Source organism: Cupriavidus basilensis (genome assembly GCF_000832305.1).
Taxonomy (GTDB): Bacteria; Pseudomonadota; Gammaproteobacteria; order Burkholderiales; family Burkholderiaceae; genus Cupriavidus; species Cupriavidus basilensis_F.
Genome location: NZ_CP010536.1, coordinates 3,445,835 through 3,465,340, shown reverse-complemented (window position 1 = coordinate 3,465,340; position 19,506 = coordinate 3,445,835). Strand labels below are relative to the sequence as shown.

Below are 19,506 nucleotides of genomic sequence, written 5' to 3'. Positions count from 1 at the left end.
AGGAGGAGAAATCAGGTACCGCCCGGGAGGTCAGCCACCCATCGCGAGCCAGCAACGGTGACAAGCGGTACCTGTTTCTATGACCGCATCATCTCTGAATTGGTTTCAAATAAATTTCGACCCGGCGATTTTGTGCGCGCCCGGCCTCGGTGGCGTTGTCCGCGACCGGCTGGGTCTGGCCCCGTCCTTCGGCTGCCAGGCGGGTCCGGGCAACGCCTCGGTCACCCAGGTAGGTTGCGACGCTCTGGGCGCGGCGCTGCGACAGCTGCATGTTGTAGTTCGGGTTGCCGGTGCTGTCGGTATGGCCTACCACGGTGGCGGAGACGTCCTGTTGCTGGGCAAGGGTCTGCGAGACCTGGTCGAGCACCGAGCGGAACGACGGCTTGATGCTGGCGCTGTCCGTATCGAAGGTCACCTGGCTGGGGATGTTCACCTTGAGCGAGCCGTCCGGCTGCTCGGTGATCTGCGTGCCCGTGCCCGCCGTGTCCTTGTTCAGCTTGCCGCGGATTGCGTTCCAGTTGTAACCCGTGGCCCCACCCAGGGCCCCGCCAACCGCGGCGCCGACGAGCGTGCCGGTGGTATTGCCGCCGATCAGGTTGCCCAGGCCGGCGCCGACCGCAGCGCCCACGCCGGTGCCGACCGCGGTCTGGGTGCCTTGTTCCGTGGCGCAGCCGGCGGCAAGGGTGGCGACAATGGCCAGGCTGACGAGCTTGAGTTTCATGTTTTCTCCTTCAGGACGAAGCTTTTTTGGCTGATTTTGAAGTGGTGCGCGCAACATTGCTAGAAATAACGCGGAAGGCACCTGAATACAAGGGCCCGGACCGTATTCACCGGGCTCGCGTTCCTGGCGCACTACAATAAGGAGATGATGCCGGGTGCACAAGCCTGTTGCTGTGACAGTTGTAAGTGCGTGTAATTCCACGTGCGGAATATGGGCTTGCCGCCCACGCATTACCCTCACGTTACCCTTGCGCCGCACTTCGCTCATACTTTGATAAAGTACGCGCCTTCCCCCATATTCCCATATTCAGTAGCGGAGATTGTCTTGAGCCTCACCGTCGACCAGGTTACCGAAGTCCTGCGCACCGTGATCGACCCCAACACGGGCCGGGATCTGGTGTCCACCCGTTCGGCTCGCAATGTGCGGGTCGAAGGCGGCGATGTGTCGCTGGAAGTGGAGCTGGGTTATCCCGGCAAGAGCCAGCTGGAACCGATTCGCAAACAAGTGGTGGATGCGCTGCGCCAGTTGCCCGGCGTGGCCAATGCCAACGTGGCCGTCAGCATGCACATCGTGGCCCACGCGGTGCAGCGCGGCGTCAAGCTGCTGCCGGGCGTCAAGAACGTGATCGCCGTGGCGTCGGGCAAGGGCGGCGTGGGCAAGTCCACCACCGCCGTCAACCTGGCGCTGGCGCTGTCCGCCGAGGGTGCCCGCGTGGGCATGCTCGACGCCGACATCTACGGCCCGAGCCTGCCCATGATGCTGGGCATCGATGGCCGCCCGGAGTCGTCCGATGGCCAGACCATGGAGCCGCTCGAAGGCCACGGCCTGCAGGCCAACTCGATCGGCTTCCTGATCGAGCAGGACAACCCGATGGTGTGGCGCGGCCCGATGGTGACCTCGGCGCTGGAGCAATTGCTGCGCCAGACCAACTGGCACGATCTCGATTACCTGATCGTCGACATGCCGCCAGGCACCGGCGACATCCAGCTTACGCTGTCGCAGAAAGTGCCGGTGACGGGTGCTGTCATCGTCACCACACCCCAGGATATCGCCCTGCTGGACGCCAAGAAGGGCTTGAAGATGTTCGAGAAGGTGGGCATCCCTATCCTTGGCATCGTCGAGAACATGGCTGTCTACTGCTGCCCGAGCTGCGGCCACGTCGAGCATATCTTCGGCGAAGGCGGTGGCGAGAAGATGTGCGCGGACTACGGCGTGGACCTGCTGGGCAGCATGCCGCTTAACCGCTCGATCCGCGAGCAGGCCGATACCGGCCGGCCCACGGTGGTGTCCGATCCTGACAGCCCGATCGCCGAGCTGTACCGCGCCATGGCGCGCAAGGTGGCCGTCAAGGTGGCCGACCGCGCCCGCGACATGACCAGCAAGTTCCCCAGCATCGTGGTGCAGAACACCTGATCCCCATGGACACGCCAGCCGACTCTGCTGCAGGCAACCCGGCCTCCGGCGCCGTGCCCGCCGGCCGGCCTGGCGTGACCATGGCCGTGGTGATGCGCCGCGTGCCGCTGGCTAGCCGCTGGCAGCCTTGGAAATGGGAACTCGACACCGTGCTGCCGGATCTTGGCGAGTTCGGCGCCGTGCCCCACTGCCTGGCGCAGGACGAACACGGCGCGCGCTGGCTGTACCCGGGCTACGCCGTCACGCTGTTCCGTGACGAGGCCGAGGGCTACTACCTCAACCTCACTTCCACCGCGCCCTGCTGGTTCGTGCTGTGGCGAATGGCAGAGGAGGGCGGGCAGGCTGCCGTACCGACGTCGCGCGACGGCGAGCCGCTGCCGGTGCCGGTGACGGTGACGCTATCCTACAACGAGGCCGGACGCTGGCTCGACGCCGGCGAAACCGTCGAGAACGTACCGCTGGCCCCTGAGCAGCTGGATTGGCTGCAAGCCTACGTGGCCCAGTACTACCGCCCCGAGCCCAAGAAACGCCGGCGCCCGGAATCATTCAAGGCGCCGCAGGACAGGGCGCGCTACTGATGCAGGCAGGCCGCGCATGAGCGATGCTTCCTTTCTGTCGCGCTGGTCCCGCCGCAAGGCTGCGGCGCGCGACGGCAAGCCGCTTGAGGCTGCGCCCCGTCTGCCCCCGGAATCGGCCGTGGCTCCCGGCAGGGATGCGCCAGTAGCCCAGGCACTGCCAGACCCCGTTCCAACCCCACCCGCTGAACCGCTCCCCACGCTAGCCGATGCCGCCTTGCTGCGGCCGGGCGACAGCATCGCTCGTTTCGTCGCGCGCGGCGTGGACGAAAACGTGAAGCGCGCCGCGCTCAAGACGCTGTTCGCCGATCCGCATTTCAACGTGATGGACGGCCTCGATACCTATATCGACGACTACAGCCAGCCCGATCCGATTCCGCTGGATGTGCTGCGGCGCATGCGCCAGTCCGAGACGCTGGGGCTGTTCGCGCCCACCGACGAGGAACTGGCGGCGGCTCGCGCACAGCAAGAAGGGCTTGATGCGCAGGACGCTGTCCCGGTGCCGCCCGAACCGCCCGCGGCGTTGCCACAACCAGCCGGCGAGGCCGGGGAAGCTGGCATTGCCACCGCCACCGCCACCGATGACAGCTTGCCTCCTGCCGCGTCCCCGGCCGGCCTTTGCGCCCCAGGCAAACACGCGTAGTCGCTGCCCGCGGCGCGGCCTACAATAGGCTTCCCCCATATTCCGCCGGCGGCAAGACTCCCAACCAAGGGGGCGGCCAGGCCGGCCAGCCGCACTCCCCATGCCGACGCTGATCTGCAATTGCAACGACACGATGCCGCTTGACGGGGCGGCATTGTCGGGCAATGTTCCCGTGCCCGCGGGTGGCGTGAAGACGCCGCTCAAGGTCCATCGTCTGCTGTGCCGCCGCGAGATTGGCGATTTCACCGCTGCGCTCGCCGGCACCGACGATGTCATCGTGGCCTGCACGCAGGAGCGCGCGCTGTTTACCGAGGTAGCCGCCCGGCGCCAGGCCGAGGGCACCATGACCGCGCCCGTGCGCTTCGTCAACATTCGCGAGACCGGTGGCTGGTCGCAGGGGGCGCGGCGCGACCCGAAAACCGCCAACGCCAAGATCGCTGCCCTGCTGGCCGCCGCCGCGCTGCCGGACCCGGATCCGGTGCCCGTGGTGGACTACCGGTCCGGCGGCGCCGTGCTGGTGCTAGGCCCCGCCGACCGTGCGATCCCCTGGGCCGGCAAGCTGGCCGAAGCCGGCCTGGACGTTGCGGTCCTGCTCAGCGCCGCCGCCGGGGCCATGGCCCCGGCCGGCTTGCCCGCCTCGCGGGCGTTCCCCGTGCACAGCGGCAAGCTGGTCAAGCTCGGCGGCTGGCTGGGCGCCTTCGAGGCCAGCTGGGAGACCGGTGCGGGACGCAGCAACCCGATCGACCTGGACCTGTGCACGCGCTGCAATGCCTGCATCGACGCTTGCCCGGAAGACGCCATCGATTTCAGCTACCAGGTGGACCTGGACCGCTGCCGCTCGCACCGCGCTTGCGTGAAGGCCTGCGGCGCCGCCGCCGCGATCGACTTCGACCGCCCGGCCGCCATTGCCACGGAACGCTTCGACCTGGTGTTCGACCTGGCCGACACGCCCGCCTTTCGCATGCACGCGCCGCCGCAGGGCTACCTGTACGCCGGCGCGGATGCGCTGCGCCAGCAGGCGCAGGCATTGACGCTGGTCCAGCTGGTGGGCGAGTTCGAGAAGCCGAAGTTCTTCCAGTACAAGGAGAAACTCTGCGCGCATGGCCGCAACCAGACCACGGGTTGCACGGCCTGTATCGACATCTGCTCCACCGAAGCGATCCACTCGCAATGGCACGACGGGCGCGGCCGCATTGAGGTCACGCCGAACCTGTGCATGGGCTGCGGCGCCTGCACCACGGTGTGCCCGAGCGGCGCCATCAGCTATGCCTATCCCAAGCCGGATCACCTCGGCGAGCGCTTGCGCACCCTGCTCTCGGCCTACCGCGCTGCGGGCGGGCGCGACGCTGCGCTGTTGCTGCATGGCGAGGAACACGGCAATGCGCCCATCCTGGCGCTGGGCCGCGCCGCGCGCGCCGGCCAAGCCCACGGCATGCCGCCCAATGTGATTCCGGTGGGCTTGTTCCACCCGGCCGCGTGCGGGCTTGAGTTGTGGCTGGCGGCCATCTGCTGGGGCGCGGGCCGCGTCGCCGTGATGCTCACCGGTGACGAAGCCCCGCAATACCGTACGGCGCTGGCCGCTCAGGTAGCAGTGGGGCAGGCCATTCTGGCGGGCCTCGGCTATGACGGCGAATGCCTGTCGCTGGTGGATGGCCCGGATGCCGCCACGCTGGACGCGCAACTATCGGCCCTGGCCGCGCCGGGGAGCAACCGGCCAGCCGCGCCACCCGCCGCGTTCCACGCGGCGGCCGCCAAGCGCGAGACGCTGGATTTTGCGCTTGATCATCTCGTGCGCAATGCGCCGCGCCCGGCCGCCAGCGTTGCGCTGCCTGCCGGGGCGCCGCTGGGCGCGGTGGCGGTGGACACCGGGCGCTGCACGCTGTGCATGGCCTGCGTTGGCGCTTGCCCCGCGCAAGCGCTGCGCGATAATCCCGAGCGGCCGGTGCTGGGCTTGCTGGAGCGCAACTGCGTGCAGTGCGGCTTGTGCGAGAAGACCTGCCCGGAAGACGCCATCACCCTGGTGCCGCGCTTGCTAACCGGTGAGCAAGCGCGCCGTACCGTGACGTTGGCCGAGACCCAGCCTTTCCATTGCATCCGCTGCGCCAAGCCGTTCGGCACCGCCCAGATGGTGCACACCATGCTGGCCCGGCTGGGGAGCCACCCGGCGTTTGCCGGCGAGGCCGCTGAGCGCCTGAAGATGTGCGGCGATTGCCGCGTCGTCGACATGATGGAAAAGAACAGCGGCGAGGCCAGCGGCAACGCCTTGCAGTAGCCAAGCAGGCCATCCTTGAGAATCATCACGACATGACAGATTTCCAGCCTATCCAGCTGATCCCTCCGGTCGCCCACGCGGCGCCCGACGCAGAAGACACCGCCCGGGCGGACTTGTACGGCCTGCTGGCTACGCTGCTGTATCGCGCGCCGGATGCCGCGCTGCTGCACCATATCGCCGCCAACCGCGCGCACGGCGAGGACGCCGCCACGCCGCTGGGCGACGCCTGGAACGATTTGTGCGACGCAGCATCGGTCACCACGGCCGAGCAAGCCAGCGACGAATACCAGCAATTGTTCGTCGGCGTGGGCAAGCCGGAAGTCCTGCTGTACGGCTCCTACTACCAGACCGGCTTCCTCAATGAGCGCCCGCTGGTGGCGCTGCGCGACGACCTGGCGCGCTATGGCCTGGTGCGCCAGGACAATGTCAGCGAAACCGAGGATCACATCGCCACATTGTGCGAGGTGATGCGCTTTCTGGTGGCGGGCGAGGACGCCGGCGTGTCCAACCTTGCCGAGCAGCAGCACTTTTTCTCGCGCCATCTGCAGTCATGGGTGGAAACCCTGTGCGACAGCGCGGCGGCACATCCGCAAGCGTGCCTCTACGCCCGCGTGGCCGCGCTGCTGAAGGCCTTCATGGCGGTCGAGGCGATCGCGCTGGAAATGCATTGATCGCACGCAAGCTCTTGATTGCCATCATGGAAATCCCGGGGAGTCATGGTCTTTCGACACATATCATTCTAAAATAGGCAGTAGCGTTCATAACAGGATTGGTAATCGGTCTGGAGCGGCCGAGGAGCCCCCCAAATGAAAGACAAACAGCCGAAGGCCGCGCGCCGTGCCTTCCTTGCCGGCACCGGGGTCGTTGCCGCTGCCGGCGCTGCCGCCGCGCTGACTTCGCGCGGTCCGGCCATGCCCGCCGTGCCCAGCCTGGCGGCGGCCATTCCCGATGTCACGTCGACCGACGGCGACGGTTACCGGGTCACAGAGCATATTCGCAAGTACTACCGGACTACGCTGGTGTGAGTGGCCGCGCCTGGCGCACGCCTCGCTCTACCTCGTTTCCATCCTGGGGTGATACATGATCTTGACCCGCAAACGCGCGGCGCAGGGCAGCGCATCTTCGCAACTGGCTGGCGGCTCGGGCGAGCGCGCTGGCGGCCGGCTCTCCGAGCGTCTGGCTGCCGGGCTGGCGGGTGCCATGCCCACCATGGACCGGCGCAGCTTTCTCAAGCGCTCCGGCATCGGGGTGGGCGCGGGGCTGGCGGCTTCGCAGCTGACGCTGTTGCGCCGGGCCGATGCCGCGGATGCTTCAGGTGCGGCGGCCGGCGGCGAGGACAAGGGCAACATCGTGGTGCGCCGTACCGTGTGCGGCCACTGCTCGGTGGGGTGCGCGGTGGATGCCGTGGTGCACAACGGCGTGTGGGTACGCCAGAACCCGGTCTTCGATTCGCCGATCAACATGGGCGCGCACTGCGCCAAGGGCGCCGCGCTGCGCGAGCACGGCCACGGCGAGTACCGCCTGAAGTACCCGATGAAGCTGGTCAACGGCAAGTACCAGCGCATCGGCTGGGACCAGGCGCTTGACGAGATCACCGCCAGGATGAAGGAGATCCGCCAGCAGACCGGGCCGGATTCGATGTTCTTCGTCGGTTCTTCCAAGCACAGCAACGAAGGGTCCTACCTGCTGCGCAAGTGGGTATCTTTCTTCGGCACCAACAACACCGATCACCAGGCACGCATCTGCCACTCCACCACGGTGGCCGGCGTGGCCAATACCTGGGGCTATGGTGCAATGACCAACTCGTACAACGATATGCAGAACGCCCGCGCGGCGCTGTATATCGGCTCCAACGCGGCCGAGGCGCATCCGGTGTCGATGCTGCACCTGCTGCACGCCAAGGAGAACGGCTGCAAGGTGATCGTGGTCGATCCGCGCTACACCCGCACGGCCGCGAAGTCCGATCACTACGTACGGGTCCGTTCGGGCACCGATATCGCCTTCCTGTTCGGCGTGCTGTACCACATCTTCCAGAACGGCTGGGAAGACCAGAAGTACATCAACGATCGCGTCTACGGCATGGACAAGGTCAAGGCGGAAGTCCTCGCCAAGTGGACGCCGGACAAGGTCGAGGAAGTCTGCGGCGTGCCCGAGGCGCAGGTCCGCCAGGTTGCCGAGATCATGGCCAAGAACCGGCCCAGCACGCTGGTGTGGTGCATGGGCCAGACCCAACACACCATCGGCAACGCCATCGTGCGCGCTTCCTGCCTGGTGCAGCTGGCGCTGGGCAATATCGGCGTGTCGGGCGGCGGCGCCAACATCTTCCGCGGCCACGACAATGTGCAGGGCGCGACCGACGTGGGCCCCAACCCGGATTCCCTGCCGGGCTACTACGGCCTGGCCACCGGGGCGTGGAAGCACTTCGCCGCGGTGTGGGGCGTCGACTACGAATGGATCAAGAAGCAGTACGCCTCGCAGGCGATGATGGAGAAGTCCGGCACCACGGTGTCGCGCTGGATCGATATCGTTACCGAAAAGCCTGAACTGATCGACCAGGACAACAACGTCCGCGGGGTGTTTTTCTGGGGCCATGCGCCCAACTCGCAGACGCGCGGCCTGGAGATGAAGAAGGCGCTCGACAAGCTCGACCTGCTGGTGGTGATCGACCCTTATCCGTCAGCCACTGCCGCGATGGCCAACATGCCGCCGGCAGAGGGCGACAAGGTCAACCCGAACCGCGCGGTCTACCTGCTGCCGGCCTGCACGCAGTTCGAGACCACCGGGTCCTGCACGGCCTCCAACCGCTCGCTGCAGTGGCGCGAGAAAGTGATAGAGCCGCTGTTCGAGTCGATGCCGGACCACACCATCATGCAGGCCTTCGCCGACCGGCTCGGCTTTGGCAAGGAGTTGTCGAAGAACTTCAAGCTCAACGAGGTCAAGCGCGCGGGCCGGACCTGGATGGAGCCCGAAGTCGAATCCATCCTGCGCGAGATCAACGCCAGCAACTGGACTATCGGCTACACCGGGCAATCTCCCGAGCGGCTCAAGTCGCATATGCGCAATATGGAGAAGTTCGACGTGCGCACGCTGCGTTGCCTGGGCGGCAAGGATCCGTTGACCGGCTACGACCTGACCGGCGATTACTTTGGGCTGCCGTGGCCGTGCTATGGCACGCCGGAGCTCAAGCACCCCGGCTCGCCCAACCTGTATGACACCAGCCGCAACGTCATGGACGGCGGCGGCAACTTCCGCGCCAACTTCGGCGTGGAGCGCGATGGCGTCAGCCTGCTGGCCGAGGACGGCTCGTACTCGAAAGGCGCGGACATTACCACCGGCTATCCGGAGTTCGACCACGTGCTGCTGAAGAAGCTGGGATGGTGGGATGAGCTGACGGACGCAGAGAAGCAGAAGGCCGAGGGCAAGAACTGGAAGACGGATCTGTCCGGTGGCATCCAGCGCGTGGTGCTGAAGAACCATGGCTGCCATCCCTTTGGCAACGCCAAGGCGCGGGCCGTCGTGTGGAACTTCCCCGACCCGATCCCGCAGCACCGCGAGCCGCTGTATTCCACCCGGCCCGACATGGTCGCCAAGTACCCCACGCACGACGACAAGATGGCGTTCTGGCGGCTGCCCACGCTGTACAAGTCGCTGCAGCAGCGCAACGTCGAGAACAAGCTCTACGAGAAGTTCCCGATCATTCTCACCTCCGGCCGCCTGGTCGAGTACGAGGGCGGGGGTGAGGAAACCCGGTCCAATCCGTGGCTGGCCGAGTTGCAGCAGGAGAACTTCGTCGAGATCAACCCGCGCGCGGCGTCCGATCGCGGCATCCGCAACGGCGACTACTGCTGGGTCAGCACGCCCACCGGCGCGCACATCAAGGTGCGCGCGCTGGTGACCGAGCGCGTCGGCGTGGATACCGCCTTCATCCCGTTCCACTTCTCTGGCTGGTGGCAGGGCAAGGACCTGAAGGACTACTACCCGGAGGGCGCGATGCCGATCGTGCGCGGCGAGGCCATCAACACCGCCACCACCTACGGCTATGACTCGGTGACGATGATGCAGGAAACCAAGACCACGATCTGCCAGATCGCACGGTTCACCTGAATGCGGTTGTGATCGACATCGACATCGAGATAGCGACAGAGTTAGTGGCAGAGATTGCGGCAGAGATGGCGACAGGGACAGAGACCAAGGGCAAGGAACGACCATGGCACGCATGAAATTCATCTGTGACGCCGAGCGTTGCATCGAGTGCAACAGCTGCGTCACCGCCTGCAAGAACGAGCACGAGGTGCCGTGGGGCGTCAACCGGCGCCGCGTGGTGACGGTCAACGACGGCATCGTCGGTGCCGAGAAATCGATCTCGGTGGCGTGCATGCACTGCTCGGACGCGCCTTGCATGGCGGTGTGCCCGGTCGACTGCTTCTACCGTACCGAAGACGGCGTGGTGCTGCACGACAAGGACATCTGCATCGGTTGCGGCTACTGCTCCTACGCCTGCCCGTTCGGCGCTCCCCAGTTCCCCAGCGCCGGGACCTTCGGCGTGCGCGGCAAAATGGACAAGTGCACGTTCTGCGCCGGCGGGCCGGAGAAAAACGGCAGCGACGAAGAATTCGAGAAATACGGACGCAACCGGCTGGCCGAAGGCAAGCTGCCGCTGTGCGCGGAAATGTGCTCGACCAAGGCGCTGCTGGGCGGCGACGGCGACGTCATTGCCGACATACTGCGCAACCGCGTGATCAAGCGCGGCAAGGGCGGCGATGTGTTCGGCTGGGGCACGGCTTACGGCAACAAGGGCGCCACGCAGGGTGCCGCGGGCGCGGGCGCGGCGCCGCCCGCCGCGCCACCCGCTTCAGGAGCGCAGCCATCATGACCCGCTTGTTGCTGATCCTGCTGGCCGCCGGCTGCACCGCGCTGGCCGCCTGCGGCGAGCGCGCGCAGACCGCCACGGCGGCGCACAAGAAATCCGACGCGCCGGCGTACGAGGGCGCACCGGGCGATCCCTTCGTGGCCAAGGGCTGGACACCGGGCGACAAGACCAGTTGGCAAAACCAGATCCGCGAGCGCAACCAGTACCAGAACGAATACAAGCGCACGCCATGACAGCGGCGATGCGACGCCCGGGGCGCACCCTGGCCGACCCGATGGAGGGCATATGAAGCCGACGCTCAATCCTGGCTGGTTCCGCTATCTGGCGGGGGTGGCCTGCGCGCTGGCCTTGCTGGCGCCGCCCGGGGCCGCGCGGGCGCAAGCCCAAGCCCCGGCCCAGAGCGCCTCCGCGCCGCAGGCGGCCGGCGTGCCCGCCGAGGCCAACAACCCCGCCACGCATCCGGCCCAGCCCTTCGCGGGCATTGCTTCCGAGAACATCTTCAACGTGCCACGCCGCGATATCGCAGCCGAGGCGCAGGCCCAGCAGGCGCGTAGCAAGGAGCAACCGGGCAACAACGCACCGGTCTGGCGGGAAGCGAATTCCGACCAGGCGCACTACAGCAGCCTGCCAGCCAAGGAAGCCGGGGTGCTGATCCAGCGCACCGGGCAGAAGTGGCGCCTGTTGCGCAACGGGGTGATCACCGTCTGGGGCGGCTGGCTGATCGTGGTGGTGCCCGCCGCGATCCTGGCTTTTTTCTTCTGGCGCGGCACGATCCCGCTCAAGACGCTGCGTACCGGCCGCATGATCCAGCGCTTTACGCCGCTGGAGCGCATGGTGCACTGGACCATGGCGATTTCATTCGTCACGCTGGCGGTCTCGGGCATCGTGATGCTGTTCGGCAAGCATTTCCTGCTGCCCCTGATGGGCCACACCTTGTTCGGCTGGCTCACCTACCTGCTGAAGAACGTCCATAACATCGTCGGCCCGGTCTTTACCTTGTCGGTGATCGTCGGCTTCGTGATCTTCGTGCGCGACAACTTCCCCGCCCGGGAGGACTGGCAGTGGCTCATCAAGCTCGGCGGGCTCGTGTCTGGCAAGCATGTGCCAAGCGGGCGCTTCAACGCTGGCGAGAAGGCCTGGTTCTGGGGCGGGCTGGTGGTCTTCGGCCTGATCCTGTCGGCCTCCGGCTGGGTGCTCGACATGATCGTGCCCGGCATGGATTTCTACCGCGCCACCATGCAGGTTGCCAACGTCATCCATGGCATCGCGGCGGTGCTGATGATCGCCATGGCCTGCGGCCATATCTACATGGGTACCATCGGCATGGAAGGGGCCTACCGCGCCATGCGTGACGGCTGGGTCGATGAGGCCTGGGCCAAGGAGCACCACGAGCTCTGGTACGACGATATCAAGGCAGGCAAGATCGCCGCGCAGCGCGCGGCCGAGCCGGAGCCGGGCGAGCGCGCTGGCGGCCGGGCCAGCCCGGGCGAAGTCTGAGCGCGCACGGCCGATCCCCAACGAGGAGCCCGATCCATGAACCGCATTCTGCTGATGCTCGCCCTGGCCCTTGGCGGCACAGGTGCCCTGGCCAAGCTGCCGCCGCCCACGGAGGCGCAAAAGCTCAAGGCCGACGAGGCCAAGGCGCGCGCCGGCTGGGCCGACAAGGTGGCCGCTTATCAGCTCTGCCGAGCGCAAGACAAGGCGGCGGCGCACTACTACAGCGACATGCAGGCCAAAGGCAAGGCGGTGCCGGCGGCTGCCGCGGCCGCGCCGTGCGCCGATCCGGGCCCGTTCGTGGCGCAAGCGCCGGCTGAGCAAGCTGCTGTCAGCACTGCTGGAGGGCCTTCCACTGCACCCGTCGCGGCGCCTTCGGATCACAAACCGGCCGCAGCGCCGGGCACGGGAGCGGTACAATCGCCCCGGACATCACCGTGAGAGGAGGTTCGGCATGAAGCGTGTACGTGTACTTTTCGGTCTGGCTGTAGCGGGCACCCTGGCAGGCACTCTGGCCGGTTGCGGGGGCATGGGGATGGGCGGTTCGGATACCGCGGTCGCCGCGCTGGCGTCCAAGAGCGGCACCGCGACGCAGGGCAGCATCACCTTCACCCAGCGCGGTGACACGGTGCTGGTCAAGGCCGACGTAACCGGCCTGCCGCCCAATACCGAGCACGGCTTCCACGTGCACGAGAAGGGCGACTGCTCGGCCCCCGACGCCATGAGCGCGGGCGGCCACTTCAACCCGACGGCCAAGCCACACGGCTCGATGTCGATGCCCGACCATCATGCCGGCGACATCATCAACCTCAAGGCCGACGCCACCGGCCGCGCCCAGGCCAGCTTCGAGCTGACCGGCGTGACCTTGGCCCCGGGCTCAACCAGCCTGATGAGCCGCGCGGTGGTCGTCCACAAGGACCCGGACGACTACAAGACCCAGCCCACCGGCAACTCCGGCGGCCGCATTGCTTGCGGCGTGATCGCCAAGTCCTGACGGATGGGGCGGGGCAGCGCGGGCCGGCGGATCCCGGCGCGCGCCGCCCATCCCGTATCCCCAACGCCCATGCCCCTGCGCCCTGACATGACCCACGCGTGCGTCCCCTTGATCGAAGAGGTCGAGGTGGTCGACGAGCAGGGGCGCTTGCGGCAGGCCTTCCTGCCCGGCGAGCGCCCGCTGACGGTCTACCTGGACAAGCGCGAACTGGTGACGCTTATGACGCTGGGCGGGGCGCCCGAGGCCCTGGTGTTGGGTTACCTGCGCAACCAGCGCCTGGTCGAATCGGTCGAGGATATCGCTGCGATCCAGGTCGATTGGGAGACCGAATCCGCCGCCGTCACGACCCGCACGGGCGTGGATCGCATCGAGGCGCGCACGGCGCGCCGGGTGGTGACCACCGGCTGTGGCCAGGGCACCGTGTTTGGCTCGTTGCTGGACGACGTGGACAACATCCGGCTGCCGGACGACGCCACCCTGGACCAGGAAACGCTATACGGCATCGTCGACACCATCCGGCTGCAGCAGTCGGTCTACAAACAGGCGGGCTCCGTGCATGGCTGCGCACTGTTCCGCGGGCGCGAGCTGCTGATGTTCATCGAGGATGTGGGCCGGCACAACGCCGTGGATGCCATCGCGGGGCTGATGTGGCTCGAAGGCATGAGCGGCGCCGACAAAGTGTTCTACACCACCGGGCGGCTGACTTCGGAGATGGTGATCAAGGGCGCCCAGATGGGCATTCCCTTCCTGCTGTCGCGCTCGGGCGTCACGCAGATGGGCTACCAGATGGCCCGGCGCGTCAACCTGGCTCTCTTTGCCCGGTGCACGGGGCGCCACTTCCTGCTCTACACCGGCCGCGAACGCTTCCGGCACCAGTTGCCGGAGCAAGCCACGGCCTGACGCCCGGGGGCGGATGGCCCGTTGTGGGGCCGGGGCGGCATTTAGGGCGGTGATGCCGGATTTTGGTTGTACAATGCGGCCCATCGCAAGGCCCCGGCAGGTCCGGCGCGCCTGTGAGCAAATGCGAGCAGTGTTCCCGGTCAGCATGGACCGCGTCCGAGCCTGCCCTCATTTGTTCATCCCGATACCCCTATGAGCATCAAATCCGATAAGTGGATCCGCCGCATGGCGGAACAGCACGGCATGATCGAGCCCTTCGAGCCCGGCCAGGTACGGGAAGAAGACGGCCGCAAGATCGTTTCGTACGGCACCTCGAGCTACGGCTACGACATCCGCTGCGCCGACGAATTCAAGATCTTCACCAATATCAACAGCACCATCGTCGATCCGAAGAACTTCGACGAAAAGTCCTTTGTCGACTTCAAGGGCGATGTCTGCATCATTCCGCCGAACTCCTTCGCGCTGGCCCGCACGATGGAGTATTTCCGCATTCCGCGCAGCGTGCTGACCATCTGCCTGGGCAAGAGCACCTACGCGCGCTGCGGCATCATCGTCAACGTGACCCCGTTCGAGCCGGAATGGGAAGGCTATGTGACGCTGGAGTTCTCGAACACCACGCCGCTGCCTGCCAAGATCTACGCCGGTGAAGGCTGTGCCCAGGTGCTGTTCTTCGAGAGCGATGAGATCTGCGAGACTTCCTACCGCGATCGCGGTGGCAAGTACCAGGGTCAGCAAGGTGTCACACTGCCGAAGACCTGATCGCATACAATGCGCGCGTTGCGGTGTTACGGGAAACCCCGGGGCCGCGCGCCAAGCCTGAACGTCGAGCCACATGCCGACCCAGGGGGACGAATCCCCGGGCCATGTGGCTCAAGTCCTTCTTGCCGTCCAAGGATGCCAAATGAAATTCCGCTTCCCCGTCATCATCATCGATGAAGACTTCCGCTCCGAGAACATTTCCGGCTCGGGCATCCGCGCGCTGGCGCAGGCCATCGAGCAAGAAGGCATGGAGGTGATGGGCCTGACCAGCTATGGCGACCTGACCTCCTTCGCCCAGCAGTCCAGCCGCGCCTCGTCGTTCATCGTGTCGATCGACGACGACGAGTTCGTCAGCGAAGACGACCGGCCCGAAGCCGCGGCCATCGAGAAGCTGCGCGCCTTCGTCAACGAAGTGCGCCGCCGCAATACCGACCTGCCCATCTTCCTGTACGGCGAGACACGCACCTCGCGGCATATCCCCAACGATATCCTGCGCGAGCTGCACGGCTTCATCCACATGTTCGAGGACACGCCGGAATTCGTCGCGCGCCACATCATCCGCGAAGCCCGGGTCTACCTGGATTCGCTGGCGCCGCCGTTCTTCAAGGCGCTGATCGCCTACGCGCAGGACAGCTCCTACTCGTGGCACTGCCCGGGGCACTCCGGCGGCGTGGCGTTCCTGAAGAGCCCGGTTGGCCAGGTGTTCCACCAGTTCTTCGGCGAGAACATGCTGCGCGCCGACGTCTGCAACGCCGTCGATGAGCTCGGCCAGCTGCTCGACCACACCGGCCCGGTGGCGGCCTCGGAGCGTAATGCCGCGCGCATCTTCAACTCCGACCACATGTACTTCGTCACCAACGGCACATCCACCTCGAACAAGATGGTGTGGCATGCCAACGTGGCGCCGGGCGACATCGTGGTGGTGGACCGCAACTGCCACAAGTCGATCCTGCACGCGATCATGATGACGGGCGCGATTCCCGTGTTCCTGATGCCCACGCGCAATCACTACGGCATCATCGGCCCGATCCCGAAGAGCGAGTTCGATCCCGAGACCATCCGCCGCAAGATTGCCGCGCACCCGTTCGCCAGCCAGGCCAAGAACCAGAAGCCGCGCATCCTGACCATCACCCAGGGCACCTACGACGGCGTGCTGTACAACGCCGAACAGATCAAGGAAATGCTGGCCACCGAGATCGATACGCTGCATTTCGACGAAGCCTGGCTGCCGCACGCGGCATTCCACGACTTCTATCACAACATGCACGCGATCGGCCGCGACCGCCCGCGCAGCAAGGACGCGCTGGTGTTCGCCACGCAGTCCACGCACAAGCTGCTGGCCGGCCTGTCGCAGGCCTCGCAGATCCTCGTGCAGGATTCGGACACGCGCAAGCTGGACCGCTACCGGTTCAACGAGGCATACCTGATGCACACGTCCACCAGCCCGCAGTACTCGATCATTGCGTCGTGCGACGTGGCGGCGGCAATGATGGAAGCCCCGGGCGGCACCGCGCTGGTCGAAGAAAGCATCCAGGAAGCGATGGACTTCCGCCGCGCCATGCGCAAGGTCGAAGGCGACTACGATGCCGGCAACAACGGCGACTGGTGGTTCAAGGTGTGGGGCCCCGAGGCATTGGCCGAGGACGACATCGGCGACCGCGAAGAGTGGATGCTCAAGGCCAACGAACGCTGGCACGGCTTCGGCGACCTGGCCGACGGCTTCAACCTGCTCGACCCGATCAAGGCCACCATCATCACCCCGGGCCTGGACGTGGACGGCGAGTTCAGCGACCGCGGCATCCCCGCGGCTATCGTCACCAAATACCTGGCCGAGCACGGCATCATCATCGAGAAGACCGGGCTGTACTCGTTCTTCATCATGTTCACCATCGGCATCACCAAGGGCCGCTGGAACTCGCTGGTGACCGAGTTGCAGCAGTTCAAGGACGACTACGACCAGAACCAGCCGCTGTGGCGCGTGCTGCCGGAATTCGTCGGCAAGCATCCTCAGTACGAAAAGCTCGGCCTGCGCGACCTGTGCGACGCGATCCACAGCGTCTACAAGGCCAATGACGTGGCCCGCGTGACCACCGAGATGTACCTGTCGGACATGGAACCGGCGATGAAGCCGTCGGACGCGTGGGCCATGATGGCGCACCGCGAGATCGAGCGCGTGGCCGTCGACGAACTGGAAGGCCGCGTCACCGCCATCCTGCTCACGCCTTACCCCCCGGGCATTCCGCTGCTGATCCCGGGCGAGCGCTTCAACCGCATCATCGTGCAGTACCTGAAGTTCGCACGCGAGTTCAACAAGCTGTTCCCCGGCTTCGAGACCGACATCCACGGCCTGGTCGAGGAAGAGGTCGAGGGTGGTGGCAAGGCGTATTTCGTCGACTGCGTGAAGTAACGCAGTCACGGAAATCAAAAAAGGCCTCGGGTTTGAACGGAACCCGAGGCCTTTTTCCATGCCGGCGACTGAAGCCGCCGGCGCTTTCTCTAGCTACTTCTTCTTGTCGAACTCGAACTGCGGCGTGGCGGGTTCGCTGTCGGCAGGCGCCGCCGGCAACTCCAGCGTGCCAGGCTCGCTACGGCCGCCCGGCACCGGCGCCGGCACCGAGGCCGCACCGCCCGGGCTCTCGCCCCCCAGCGGAATCGTGACCTCTGCCGCATTGCTATGGTGCAACGATCCCTTGTCCAGGAACATCGTCACCAGGCCGGGCCAGAACATCACCAGCACAACCATGATCATCTGCAGGCCGACCCATGGCAGCGCGCCCCAGTAGATGTCGGAGCTCTTCACTTCCTTGGGCGCAATGCCGCGCAGGTAGAACAGCGCGAAGCCGAAGGGCGGGTGCATGAAGGAGGTCTGCATGTTCACGCACAGCATCACGCCGAACCACACCAGCGCCGCGGTGGCTGCCGCCTCCGGGTTGCCGCCCATCGAATCTGCGACCACCGGCGCCAGCACCTTGACCGCAACGGGCGCCAGCATCGGCACCACGATGAAGGCGATCTCGAAGAAGTCCAGGAAGAAGGCCAGGAAGAAGATGAACAGGTTGACCACCAGCAGGAAGCCGATCCAGCCGCCCGGCAGCGAGGTGAACATATGCTCCACCCAGGCACCGCCATCCACGCCCTGGAACACCACCGAGAAGCAGGTGGAACCGATCAGGATGAACACCACCATGGCGGTGATGCGCGCCGTGGACTGGTAAGCCTCGATGATCAGCCCGCGCAGCGCGGTCAGTTGCCCGGCGCGCAGCAGTAGCCACGTGATCACGAGGTAGACCAATGCCAGCGGAATGCGGAAGGCATGCGAGCCGAACGCGACGGTGCCGGCGATGATGGCCACGCCGGTGGCGGCAAGGCCGATACGATAGATATTGCGGTCGAGCTTGCCGAAGCCGGGGTCGCGCAGCACCGCCAGTACCAGCGCGCCGACCGCGCCCATGGCGCCGGATTCGGTCGGCGTGGCGATGCCCAGCATGATCGTGCCCAGCACCAGGAAGATCAGCACTGCGCAGGGAATGATGCCGCGCAGGCATTTGCGCCACAGCGGCCAGCCGCGCAACGTGCGTTCTTCCACTGGCACCGGCGGCAGCCAGTCAGGCTTGATGCGCGTCAGCACGAAGGTATAAAGCGCGAACAGCGCGATCTGGATCACCGACGGGCCCCAGGCGCCCAGGTACATGCTGCCCACGTCGGCGCTGCCCATCGGCGTCTTGAGCTGGTCGGCCAGCACTACCAGCACCAGCGACGGCGGCACCAGCTGCGTGATGGTGCCCGACGCCGCCAGCACGCCCGTGGCGTACTTCATGTTGTAGCGGTAGCGCATCATGACCGGTAGCGAGATCATCGCCATGGCGATCACCTGGGCCGCCACGGTGCCGGTGATGGCGCCGAGGATGAAGCCCACGATGATGACCGAGTAGCCCAGGCCGCCGCGCACCGGGCCGAACAACTGGCCCATGGAGTCCAGCATGTCCTCGGCCAGCCCGCACTTCTCCAGTATCGCCCCCATGAAGGTGAAGAACGGGATGGCGAGCAGCAACTCGTTGGCCAGCACGCTGCCGAACACGCGACTGGGCACCGCTTGCAGGAAACTGACCGGGAAGTAGCCGAACTGAATGGCCAGGATACCGAAGGCAAGACCCACCGCCGACAGCGAAAATGCGACCGGGAAGCCGATCAGCATGAATACCACCAGGCCGCCGAACATCAGCGGCGGCATATATTCCAATGGAATCATTGCACCGGCCTCTCGTATTTCGATTCGATGCGCACGAGGCCCTTGAGGGCGGCGATGCGCTTGATCAGCTCGGACACGCCCTGCAAGGCAAGCAGGGCGAAGCCGAGGGGCACCACCAGCTTGATCGGGTAACGCGGCAGGCCGCCGGAGTTACCGGATTGCTCGAGGATGCGCCACGAGGGCAGGAACAGCGATTCCCACGACAGCCAGGCAAACAGCACGCACGAAGGCAGCAGGAAGAAGATGATCCCGAAGATGTCGATCCAGTGTTGGGCGCGTTCCGATACGTTGCCGTAGATCAGGTCGACGCGCACGTGTTCGTTGCGCTGGAAGGTGTAGGAGGCGCCGAACATCACCGCGATGGCAAACATGTACCACTGCAGCTCGAGCGGCCAATTGTCGCTGAGGTTGAAGCCGTAACGCAGCAGGGCGTTGCCTGCGCTGATCAGGCACGACAGCAGGATCATGATGTTTGCAAGCCTGCCCGTGTGCTGATTCAACCTGTCGATCTGTCGTGACAGACCAAGCAAGTAATACATGGGTTGTCTCCCCTGTTTTTGCGGCGATTAGTTTATCTGTAACAAAATGCTTCGGCGCTTGGGGCTAATACCTACCG

General features: G+C 65.9%; 18 protein-coding genes. 15 read left to right on the top strand and 3 right to left on the bottom strand.

Annotated features, from left to right (window positions below; all coding sequences use genetic code 11):
* Nucleotides 1–88 precede the first annotated feature (88 nt).
* On the bottom strand, nt 89–721 hold the full coding sequence (locus RR42_RS16015; protein ID WP_043348800.1) for an OmpA family protein: 633 nt from the start codon (nt 719–721) through the stop codon (nt 89–91).
* Nucleotides 722–1,045: 324 nt separating this feature from the next.
* Between RR42_RS16015 and apbC the strand changes: the two genes are divergently transcribed.
* The 15 genes from apbC to RR42_RS15940 all read left to right on the top strand — a co-directional run bounded on the left by apbC (nt 1,046) and on the right by RR42_RS15940 (nt 17,048).
* Nucleotides 1,046–2,134 carry an iron-sulfur cluster carrier protein ApbC gene (gene apbC / locus RR42_RS16010; RefSeq protein WP_043348796.1) on the top strand — a complete coding sequence of 363 codons (1,089 nt, stop codon included), beginning with the start codon at nt 1,046–1,048 and terminating at the stop codon, nt 2,132–2,134.
* Between the two features lie 5 nt (nt 2,135–2,139).
* Nucleotides 2,140–2,712 carry a DUF3305 domain-containing protein gene (locus RR42_RS16005; RefSeq protein ID WP_043348792.1) on the top strand — a complete coding sequence of 191 codons (573 nt, stop codon included), beginning with the start codon at nt 2,140–2,142 and terminating at the stop codon, nt 2,710–2,712.
* Nucleotides 2,713–2,728: 16 nt separating this feature from the next.
* Entirely contained in the window at nt 2,729–3,352 is a 624-nt protein-coding gene (locus RR42_RS16000) for a DUF3306 domain-containing protein (protein ID WP_082054915.1), read from the top strand.
* 100 nt (nt 3,353–3,452) lie between these two features.
* Nucleotides 3,453–5,624 carry a 4Fe-4S binding protein gene (locus tag RR42_RS15995; protein ID WP_043348790.1) on the top strand — a complete coding sequence of 724 codons (2,172 nt, stop codon included), beginning with the start codon at nt 3,453–3,455 and terminating at the stop codon, nt 5,622–5,624.
* 32 nt (nt 5,625–5,656) lie between these two features.
* The gene (locus RR42_RS15990; protein ID WP_043348785.1) at nt 5,657–6,295 is read left to right on the top strand and encodes a TorD/DmsD family molecular chaperone; all 639 of its coding nucleotides are present in this window, start codon (nt 5,657–5,659) and stop codon (nt 6,293–6,295) included.
* Between the two features lie 135 nt (nt 6,296–6,430).
* Nucleotides 6,431–6,649, top strand: coding sequence for a formate dehydrogenase (locus RR42_RS15985; protein ID WP_043348783.1), 219 nt, complete (start codon nt 6,431–6,433; stop codon nt 6,647–6,649).
* A gap of 55 nt (nt 6,650–6,704) precedes the next feature.
* Nucleotides 6,705–9,728 (top strand): molybdopterin-dependent oxidoreductase, encoded by a 3,024-nt coding sequence (locus RR42_RS15980; RefSeq protein WP_043348780.1) that lies wholly within the window; start codon nt 6,705–6,707, stop codon nt 9,726–9,728.
* 103 nt (nt 9,729–9,831) lie between these two features.
* Nucleotides 9,832–10,497 (top strand): formate dehydrogenase FDH3 subunit beta, encoded by a 666-nt coding sequence (gene fdh3B / locus RR42_RS15975; protein ID WP_043348778.1) that lies wholly within the window; start codon nt 9,832–9,834, stop codon nt 10,495–10,497.
* Nucleotides 10,494–10,727: a hypothetical protein gene (locus RR42_RS15970; RefSeq protein ID WP_043348774.1), complete on the top strand. Its 234-nt coding sequence runs from the start codon at nt 10,494–10,496 to the stop codon at nt 10,725–10,727. The genes fdh3B and RR42_RS15970 overlap by 4 nt, the downstream gene beginning before the upstream one ends.
* Before the next feature lie 52 nt (nt 10,728–10,779).
* A complete protein-coding gene (locus RR42_RS15965) occupies nt 10,780–11,991 on the top strand; it encodes a formate dehydrogenase subunit gamma (protein ID WP_043348771.1) in 1,212 nt (403 codons plus the stop codon).
* 36 nt (nt 11,992–12,027) lie between these two features.
* A complete protein-coding gene (locus tag RR42_RS15960) occupies nt 12,028–12,429 on the top strand; it encodes a hypothetical protein (protein WP_043348767.1) in 402 nt (133 codons plus the stop codon).
* A gap of 13 nt (nt 12,430–12,442) precedes the next feature.
* Nucleotides 12,443–12,982 (top strand): superoxide dismutase family protein, encoded by a 540-nt coding sequence (locus tag RR42_RS15955; protein WP_043348765.1) that lies wholly within the window; start codon nt 12,443–12,445, stop codon nt 12,980–12,982.
* A 69-nt stretch (nt 12,983–13,051) separates the two neighbouring features.
* A complete protein-coding gene (locus RR42_RS15950; protein WP_043348761.1) occupies nt 13,052–13,882 on the top strand; it encodes a formate dehydrogenase accessory sulfurtransferase FdhD in 831 nt (276 codons plus the stop codon).
* A gap of 192 nt (nt 13,883–14,074) precedes the next feature.
* Entirely contained in the window at nt 14,075–14,641 is a 567-nt protein-coding gene (dcd, locus tag RR42_RS15945) for a dCTP deaminase (RefSeq protein ID WP_017230746.1), read from the top strand.
* 142 nt (nt 14,642–14,783) lie between these two features.
* Nucleotides 14,784–17,048: an arginine/lysine/ornithine decarboxylase gene (locus RR42_RS15940; RefSeq protein WP_043348756.1), complete on the top strand. Its 2,265-nt coding sequence runs from the start codon at nt 14,784–14,786 to the stop codon at nt 17,046–17,048.
* A 93-nt stretch (nt 17,049–17,141) separates the two neighbouring features.
* Here the strand turns inward: RR42_RS15940 and RR42_RS15935 are convergent, their stop codons facing one another.
* Entirely contained in the window at nt 17,142–18,890 is a 1,749-nt protein-coding gene (locus tag RR42_RS15935; protein ID WP_043348752.1) for a TRAP transporter large permease, read from the bottom strand.
* Nucleotides 18,887–19,429 (bottom strand): TRAP transporter small permease subunit, encoded by a 543-nt coding sequence (locus RR42_RS15930; RefSeq protein WP_043348748.1) that lies wholly within the window; start codon nt 19,427–19,429, stop codon nt 18,887–18,889. Before RR42_RS15930 ends, RR42_RS15935 begins: the two co-directional genes overlap by 4 nt.
* Nucleotides 19,430–19,506 lie beyond the last annotated feature (77 nt).